General features: G+C 50.1%; 5 protein-coding genes. 4 read left to right on the top strand and 1 reads right to left on the bottom strand.

What is annotated here, in order from left to right; genetic code table 11:
* The first annotated feature begins 2 nt into the window (after nucleotides 1-2).
* Together HHL17_RS22675 and HHL17_RS22670 are read left to right on the top strand one after the other, a co-directional pair.
* Entirely contained in the window at nucleotides 3-1,004 is a 1,002-nt protein-coding gene (locus HHL17_RS22675) for a PorP/SprF family type IX secretion system membrane protein (protein WP_206156130.1), read from the top strand.
* 19 nt (nucleotides 1,005-1,023) lie between these two features.
* The gene (locus HHL17_RS22670; RefSeq protein ID WP_169227066.1) at nucleotides 1,024-2,889 is read left to right on the top strand and encodes an OmpA family protein; all 1,866 of its coding nucleotides are present in this window, start codon (nucleotides 1,024-1,026) and stop codon (nucleotides 2,887-2,889) included.
* Nucleotides 2,890-2,949: 60 nt separating this feature from the next.
* Here HHL17_RS22670 and HHL17_RS22665 read toward each other — a convergent pair whose 3' ends face one another.
* Entirely contained in the window at nucleotides 2,950-5,928 is a 2,979-nt protein-coding gene (locus HHL17_RS22665) for a glycoside hydrolase family 2 protein (RefSeq protein WP_206156129.1), read from the bottom strand.
* Between the two features lie 153 nt (nucleotides 5,929-6,081).
* Between HHL17_RS22665 and HHL17_RS22660 the strand changes: the two genes are divergently transcribed.
* Together HHL17_RS22660 and HHL17_RS22655 are read left to right on the top strand one after the other, a co-directional pair.
* Nucleotides 6,082-6,666, top strand: a complete 585-nt coding sequence (locus HHL17_RS22660) for an RNA polymerase sigma factor (protein ID WP_169227064.1) — start codon at nucleotides 6,082-6,084, stop codon at nucleotides 6,664-6,666.
* Nucleotides 6,667-6,775: 109 nt separating this feature from the next.
* Complete coding sequence (locus HHL17_RS22655) at nucleotides 6,776-7,777, top strand: FecR family protein (RefSeq protein WP_169227063.1); 1,002 nt, start codon at nucleotides 6,776-6,778, stop codon at nucleotides 7,775-7,777.
* The last annotated feature ends 76 nt before the right edge of the window (nucleotides 7,778-7,853 follow it).

Raw genomic sequence — 7,853 nt, 5'->3', positions numbered from 1 at the left:
AGATGCAAAAAGTACTCAGAGCGGGAATAATGGTCTTGCTGCTGGCAGTAAGCATGAAGGGCACGGCGCAACAGAACATACAGTTCAGCCAGTACATCTTCAACGGGTTAAGTGTTAACCCCGCCTATGCAGGTTATAAAGAAGACTTGTATGTGAATGCCATTTATCGTCATCAGTGGGCCGGATTCCCCGGAGCACCCCGTACGGGCGGCGTATCGCTCGACGGGGTGACGCCCGCCAGCGACAAAAAAGTGGGCCTGGGCATGCAGATGTTATTTGATAAATCAGGGCCGCAGGATGCTTTGTCGCTCTATGGTTCTTACTCGTACCGCATCCCGCTGGACGATGAAGACACCCGCCGGCTTTGTCTCGGTATAGGCGCCGGCGTTACCCAGTACTCTATCGACGGTACGGCCCTGCAATACATCGATAATGAAGATGCGGCCATACCCCTGGGTAAAAAGAGTGTATGGGTGCCCGATGCCCGCTTTGGGATCTACTATTACACACCCCGCTTTTATGCCGGCGCGTCTGTGATGGACCTGTTTTCACTCTACACCGATGCGTCGCGTTATAACTGGAAAGGCAACAACTATTCCACCATCCGTAAAACACAGCACCTGTATATCACCACCGGTGCTATGTTTCCGCTGGGGGAGAACCTGCAGTTGAAACCGTCGATCCTGATCAAAGAAGATTTTAAAGGGCCTACCAATGTGGACATTAATGCCTTCCTGTTGATAGGTGAGAAGTTGTGGGTAGGTGCGTCTTACCGTACCGGCGTAGGTATATGGAGAAAAACCAACCTGCAGAAAGACCTGAGTGAACTGGACGCAGCCAGCGTGATGGTGGAATTTTACGCCACCGAGAAGCTGCGTATCGGGTATGCCTATGACCTGACCATCAACAAAATGGCCGGTTACCAGGGAGGCTCCCACGAGATATCACTGGGCTTTTTGATCCCTTCAAAAAATTATACAGTTAAGAACCCCCGGTATTTTTAAACTTTAGTTACTACCCGCTATGATACGTTGTACCAGAATGATCATTCCACTGCTGTTGTTGTCTGCCGCCAACCTCTATGGCCAGGAGCAGAAAAGCGTGTTGCAGCTGGCGGAAGCAGCTTATGCAAGACAGGAATATGCAGTGGCAGGCGCACTCTATAACAGGATTGCCCGCCAGAAAGGAGACAGGATGCCGGTAGAGCAGCTGATGAAAATGGCCCGTAGCTTCCAGGAGATCGGTTACTATAAAGAAGCAACAGATATATACAAGGAGATTACCAGTCGCCCTGACCACCCGGCCGCTGCTTATTTTGCCTACGGCGAAGCGCTGCGGCAGCTGGAGCAGTACGACGCCGCCAAAGCGCAATATGCGTTGTTCAGCACTGCCAATGCAGACAGTCTTCAACTGAAAGCCATCGCGCTGAAAGGCTGCGACAGCGCTGTAGTATGGACCGCAAAGGGTGCACCTGTGCAATTGAAGCCGCTGAAAGAACTGAATACCCCCGGCTCTGATGTGGTAAGCGGTGTGATGCAGAAAGGGCTGTTGTTGATGTCAAACGGGTACCGTACCATGGCGCTGAGCAGTGGTGCGCAAGCCAAGCCTCCCAAGGACAAACGGACGGAGCAACCTTATTACAAGGCTTATGTGTATCAGCAATATGCCGGTGATAACTCCAACGCCTATTTGGAAGAGTTGGTACCCGGACTGTTGGGTAAATTTGATTATAACATCGGACCAGTATGCCTGAATAACACAGAAGATACGCTTTACGCTACCATCAACATACAGGGCAAAGATGTGCCGTATACCGGCAAAGGCGCTGTGAATGGCGTACGTCATCTACAGTTATATCAGTCTGTAAAAAAGAATGGTAAATGGGAGCCGCTCGTGCTGGTACCCGGTATCAACCTCGAAGGATATTCTTCCAGTCATGCTGTGCTCAACTCCACCGGGGATATCTTGTACTTTGTATCTGACCGTCCGGGTGGACAAGGCCAGACTGATATCTGGTACGCAGAGAAACAGGCCGACGGCTCCTGGGGCGCACCTATCAACTGTGGCAGCCAGATCAACACCGTGGCGTCGGAGACTTTCCCTACTGTGAACGAAGATGGTATTCTTTACTTCTCCAGCAGGGGACATGCCGGAATGGGTGGTTATGATATCTACCGGGTAAAAGGAGCAAAGGCTGCCTGGGAAACACCGCAGAATATGAAGCTGCCGTTCAATTCCGGGGGAGATGACATCGGGCTGATACTAAAACGTAATGGCTATGAAGGCTACATGGCTTCCAGCAGAACAGGAGGCCTGGGCAAAGATGATATTTATTACTTCTCGGATGCTCATTACTTCAGCAGGGTTGACCCGGGGCAGAACGAAAGTTCAAACCCAAACCCAAATCCAAACTCCAATCAACCCCAGCATCCAAACCAGCCGTCAACTTCGGGTAATGGACAGCCATCAGGTTCCACAGGTGGACACCCTGTTCCTGTGGTGAAAAAACATACACCTGAAGAAGAAGCAGACAAAAAGAAACTGGAAGAACTGAAGTTCCTGTATGATTATAACAGTACCGCTTTGCTGACAGAATCCCGGAGGATACTGGACCAGGTGGCAGCAGTACTGAAACGTTATCCTGATTGGAGAGTAGTCATCACCTCCTTTGCAGATAACCGGGGCAGTGATCAGTACAACGTAGATCTGTCTGCGTTACGTTGTTACGCGGTCATAGACTATCTCGCTAACAAAGGCGTCGACCCGAAACGGCTTTACTACAGCAACAAAGGAGAGAAAGATCCGGTGAATGGCTGTAAGGACGGCGTACCTTGTAAAGAAGAAGATTATAAGCAGAACAGGCGTTCTGAGCTGCGGATAAAATGGTAATGATAAAAAATGCCGTCTCTCAGAGACGGCATTTTTTATGATAATATTGCACGGTTGTTATCACTCCTCCGCCCCAAACAACAAAATTTCTTTCACCGCTACATGGCTGCTTTCCGGCTTGATACCGGTAATCACGTACCGTACATATTGTACGCCGCGGCTATTAAACAGCACCGGTTTGTAATCCTGTCCGCTGGATAATTTATCCGGACTGGCAACGGTCCATGTATTTCCATCGGGCGAAGTCTCCACCCTGTAGTTGTACCAATCGCTGTCTTTCCCCCAGAAGACCTGGCTTCCGGTTAGTGAACGGGATTTTCCAAGATGAAGCGTGATGGTTAATGGGAAGGTGCTGCTGGTGGCCGTCCAGCCGGTAAGGTTGTTCTTGTCTGTTAACATACCGGAACCCGGTGGATTCACCTGGTCGTTGATGGTGATCTGTGCATCTTTCAGGGAGATTTCCCGGAGCGAATTCTCCTGTCCGGTTTTCGCGGCTACGTCTGTATATATCCGTTCAAAGTCATTCACCCATTTGGCGTGCGGTGCATCCGGGACTATTTTCGTGGTACGGCTTTGGGTTTTGATGGTTTTGACGGCGCTTACCAGTCCTTTACTTTCTGCTGTGATCCTGATTTCGCCAGCGCTATCGCTGGTTCTGATGAGCGCGTAGCCAATGCCGCCTTCCGTAGCTTGTACGGCAATGCCGGCAGCAGGAATATTGCCACCAACGAGATGGCCCGCGCCGGTAACATGGAGTTGGATGTTGTAGGACTGTCCGGCTTTTGTGTTAGCGACTACCACACCGTCTTTATCACATACTTTAATATACACCGGAATCATATCCGTGCCATTGGCTACCGGGGGCAAAGATGGTTCCGGTAGGGTGATTTCCAGCCGTTTTGCGGGTTTGGGCGTGCTGATAGTATGGCTGCATACCAGTTTGCCGTCAAGCCAGCCTTCAGCACGATAGGTGCCTGGTTCGTAGTGGCCTAACGGGAAAGCATAGAGGGGGCTGCCGTTTTTGGCAGCGATGAATGGTGCTGTAGCGGCATTGGCGGAGCGGGTTTTAAGGCCCACGAACTCGTTGTGCCGGTACAGCATGACAGTATCGCAATTCGAAAATACGATGATGGTGGAATCAGCGTCCTGCAGGTTGTTGTAGCTGGCGATGAACACCATGGGGCCGTATGCTTTATTCCGCGCTGGTTGCATGGCCTGCAGCTGGTAGTAGCTGAATTTTTCATAGCGGTCCATATCTGTCACGCCGCTGAATGCCGTTACCGGATCGCTTCCGCGGGTGTAGTCATTGTAGCTCCACACGAAATACCCGCCAATGCGTGGATTGGCGTCCAGTCGGGCATGGTCCCAGTATCCGCCGCGTTCTTCGCTGGTTTCCCCGTTAAGGGCCTGCTGACGGAGAATGCATTGGTTGATCAGTCCCCGGGTGGTATACTGCCGGGAAGCACGCAGCCCGTTTTCCTGCGCTGCGTCAGCCACCCAGGTATCGCCCCATTCGCGGGTGAGGGAGGGTTTGCCGGGGGCGGGGTCTGTCATGTCCGGATTCACCACTTTATAAAAAACATCGTAGTGATCACGGCTTCGTTTATTGTAATCATCTGCTGTAAACATCTGGTCACCCGGCATTTCTTCATGTGCTATCCGTACGGCTTCCTGCATCCAGCTGGAAGGCGTGGGAGATTCGTTGAGGGAAGTTTCCCAGAGGAATACTGAAGGATGGTTCCTGTCGCGGCGCACCATCTCCCTGATATCGCGGAAGGTGCGTGCTTTGAACGTACTGTCTTCGCTATAGTGTTGCCATCCGGGTTGGCATTCGATGACCAGCAGGCCCAGTTCATCGCATGCGCGAAGGAAGTCCGGTGATGCCGGGTAATGTGCCGCCCGTACGGCATTGAATCCGCCTTTTTTGAGCTGCCATGCATCCCGGTATTGCAGGGAGGCTGGCGCAGCGTCGCCTATATAAGGATAAACCTGGTGCCGGTTAGCACCTCTCAGGTATAGTTTTTCTCCGTTGATGTAGAAGCCGTCCGCTTTCCCGTCAGATGAAGTAAACGAGATCGTACGAATGCCGGTCGGCGTTACCCGTTTGTCGACAAGCTGTTTACCGTTATAGACTTCTGATTCCAGCTGGTACAGATAGGGATGGTCAGGGTGCCATAGCTGTGGCGCAGTGATATGGAGCTGCTGCCGGAAAGTGGTGTCCATCCTGCCGTTGATGGAGATCGTTTGTCGGGTGGATGCTACTACCTTTCCGCTTTTGTCTGTCAGTTTGGTCAGCAGGGTGGTGGCGGCCGCTTGTCGGCCGCTGTTCATGACCTGGGTGTTGACCAATATGTCTGCCGCATGGGCCGACACATTCCTGCTCATGGTAAATATGCCGCCTCCGGCTATTTTATTGGCTTCCACTTCATCAGGAATATAAAGCTGATGGGTGATAACCAGTGACACATTCCTGTAAATACCGCCGTAATAATTGAAATCCAGCGTAGACATTTTTTTGCCGGGAGGTGTTTGCGGGTTATCGGCATTGGAAACCCTTACCGCCAGTACGTTTGGCTTGCCGGGACGGACCTTGCCGGAAATATCTACACCAAAACGCATATATCCTCCGTGATGTTCACCCAGTTTCTCGCCGTTCAGGTAGATGTCGCAGTCTGTTTGTACCCCTTCAAATGAAATGTAAAGCCGGCGGTCAGCCAGGTCAGCCGGCACCGTGAAATAGCGGCGATACCAGCCGATGCCCTGAAAAACCTTGCCGCCTCCGTTATGTTTAGGGGTGATGCCCATTACATGGGGAATAGTAACGGCTTCCCAGGATGCGTCGTTAAAATCTGCGGCTGCCGCGTTGCTGATGTCTTGCTGGCAGAATGCCCAGTTCGTATTGAAGTCCAGTTCCTGTCTGGGCGATATGCGGGATTGCGCATTCGCGGTCGTTGTCAATGCCAGCAGTAAAAGGCACCAGGCGGCGCATGGCCATAATAGACGGTAGCCTCCCTTTTGTAGTGGTGGAGAATAATACATGTTCACTGTTAGTCTTCTTTTTTATTTGGATGCGCGGTAAGGTACGCGTTTTACAGGAATATTTTAATAATCGGGATTCGGCGTGCTTCAACGATAAAGCCAAGGTTTAATATTCGCTTAACACTGCTTGTATACTTTTGTGGAAAGTAAATTTTGCACGCTACCTATTCCAATATCACACAGGCTTTAGTACTCCGGCTGAAAGGCGGGGACGAAGATGCGTTTAAAACAATTTTTTCGTTGTTAGGCGCCAGGGTGTTGAACTATTGCAAAAAGCAGGTAGCCAGGACTGAAGATGCGGAGGAGCTGCTGCAGGATATCTTCTTTAAGATATGGCAATTCCGGTCCAATATTGACCCTTCCTTAAATTTCGAAGTATTCCTGTTTACGGTGGCCCGCAACCATATCATCAATTTCGCCAGAAAACAGGTTGGGTACACGCTGTCGCCTGATGGGGACCTGGAGCCCTATGATCGTTCTGGGATAGAAGACCACCAGGTAATAACTTACCGGGAAATGTACCGGCAATACTGCCAGGTATTGGAGAGCCTGGCGCCCAAAAGGAGAGAGGTGTTTCGCCTGAGCAGGGAACAGGGCCTTTCCAACAGGGAGATCGCGGAAAAACTGGGTATTTCTATCCGTACCGTGGAAACGCACGTTTCTCATGTGCTTTCAATCATGCGCAGTGAATTCAAAGACACGACCTACATACTACTGATACTATTGCTCGCTCCTTAATTACCCGTTACCGGTTGTTCATATTAAGTTAACACAGACACCTTACGTGTGGCGTTAATTCCCTGTGTATATAATAGTAAGACAGCATCTCAGTTTGTCTTCTGAAACTATGGATGAGCAATCAGCAATAAAAATCCTTTTTAATAAAGTATTACAGCAGACGGCCACAGAAGAGGAAAAAAGAATCGTGGCACTTTACCTGAAACAGCAAGACGTTGCTGGAGAAGAATTATTGCCTTTCCGTGAATGGGAAGTGACGGAAGGAGGATTGTTGCCTGATGACATGCTCCGGCGAATGTATACACATATAATAGAGAATGAGGCACCGGTCGTACAAATAAAGAAACGGATATGGAGAGGAAGTATCTGGTATGCTGCTGCAGCAGTGGTTTTGCTGGTAACAGGCCTGTTGATGTTCCGCATACATAAGTTGGAAAAAAAGACTACCGGCAGCATGATGTATGCCGCCGCGGCCGGTAGTAAAAAGACAGTGTCATTGCCAGATGGCTCTGTTGTATTCCTGAATGCTGACAGCAGAATGGAGTTTTTCGAAAATTCCCGGGAGCGTTGTGTGGTATTGTACGGCGAAGCTTTCTTTGAAACAAAACAGGAGGCAGGGAGACCTTTTGTGATAAAGTCCGGTGATGTGCGTACCACTGTACTGGGGACCACCTTTAATATTAAGGCCTATCCTGGTGAAAATAGTGTGTCCGTTGCCGTTAAAACAGGCAAGGTAAGTGTAACAGCGGAGCATCCGGTATCGGGAAAAAACGGTGTGATTTTCCTTACTGCCGGTCAACGGGCGGTATATGGCCTGCAGGACCACCGGTTTGCACAGTCTGTAATAGATACCGTTGCTATTTGCGGATGGAGGGAAGACCGCCTTGTTTTTGAAAATGCCAGCCTGGGTGATATCTGTAAAATACTGGGCCGTCAGTATGGTGTAGTATTTCAGCCGAAGGACCCGGCTTTGTTCAATTGTATTTATTCTGTCACTTTTAACCAGTTGACTTTACCGGAGACGCTGGAGAAACTGACCCTGCTGGGAGATTTGCATTTTCAGCAGCAACAGGCTTTGATAACCATCCATGGAGAACCATGTAATCCCTGATAAAAAAAACCATCCCGTTGCGAGCGGGATGGTCTATGCCATCAATATTCATTAATGACTTTAAAAAGCAACACAA

It is taken from the genome of Chitinophaga fulva (assembly GCF_012927205.1).
GTDB classification, from domain to species: Bacteria; Bacteroidota; Bacteroidia; order Chitinophagales; family Chitinophagaceae; genus Chitinophaga; species Chitinophaga fulva.
The sequence above is the reverse complement of the archived record's forward strand: the minus strand, read 5'-3'. Positions and strand labels throughout refer to the sequence as shown.

Coding starts and splice junctions, on each gene's coding strand:
- HHL17_RS22675 (WP_206156130.1), top strand. CDS start 3: ATGCAAAAAGTACTCAGAGCGGGAATAATGGTCTTGCTGCTGGCAGTA.
- HHL17_RS22655 (WP_169227063.1), top strand. CDS start 6,776: ATGGATGAGCAATCAGCAATAAAAATCCTTTTTAATAAAGTATTACAG.
- HHL17_RS22665 (WP_206156129.1), bottom strand. CDS start 5,928: ATGTATTATTCTCCACCACTACAAAAGGGAGGCTACCGTCTATTATGG.
- HHL17_RS22670 (WP_169227066.1), top strand. CDS start 1,024: ATGATACGTTGTACCAGAATGATCATTCCACTGCTGTTGTTGTCTGCC.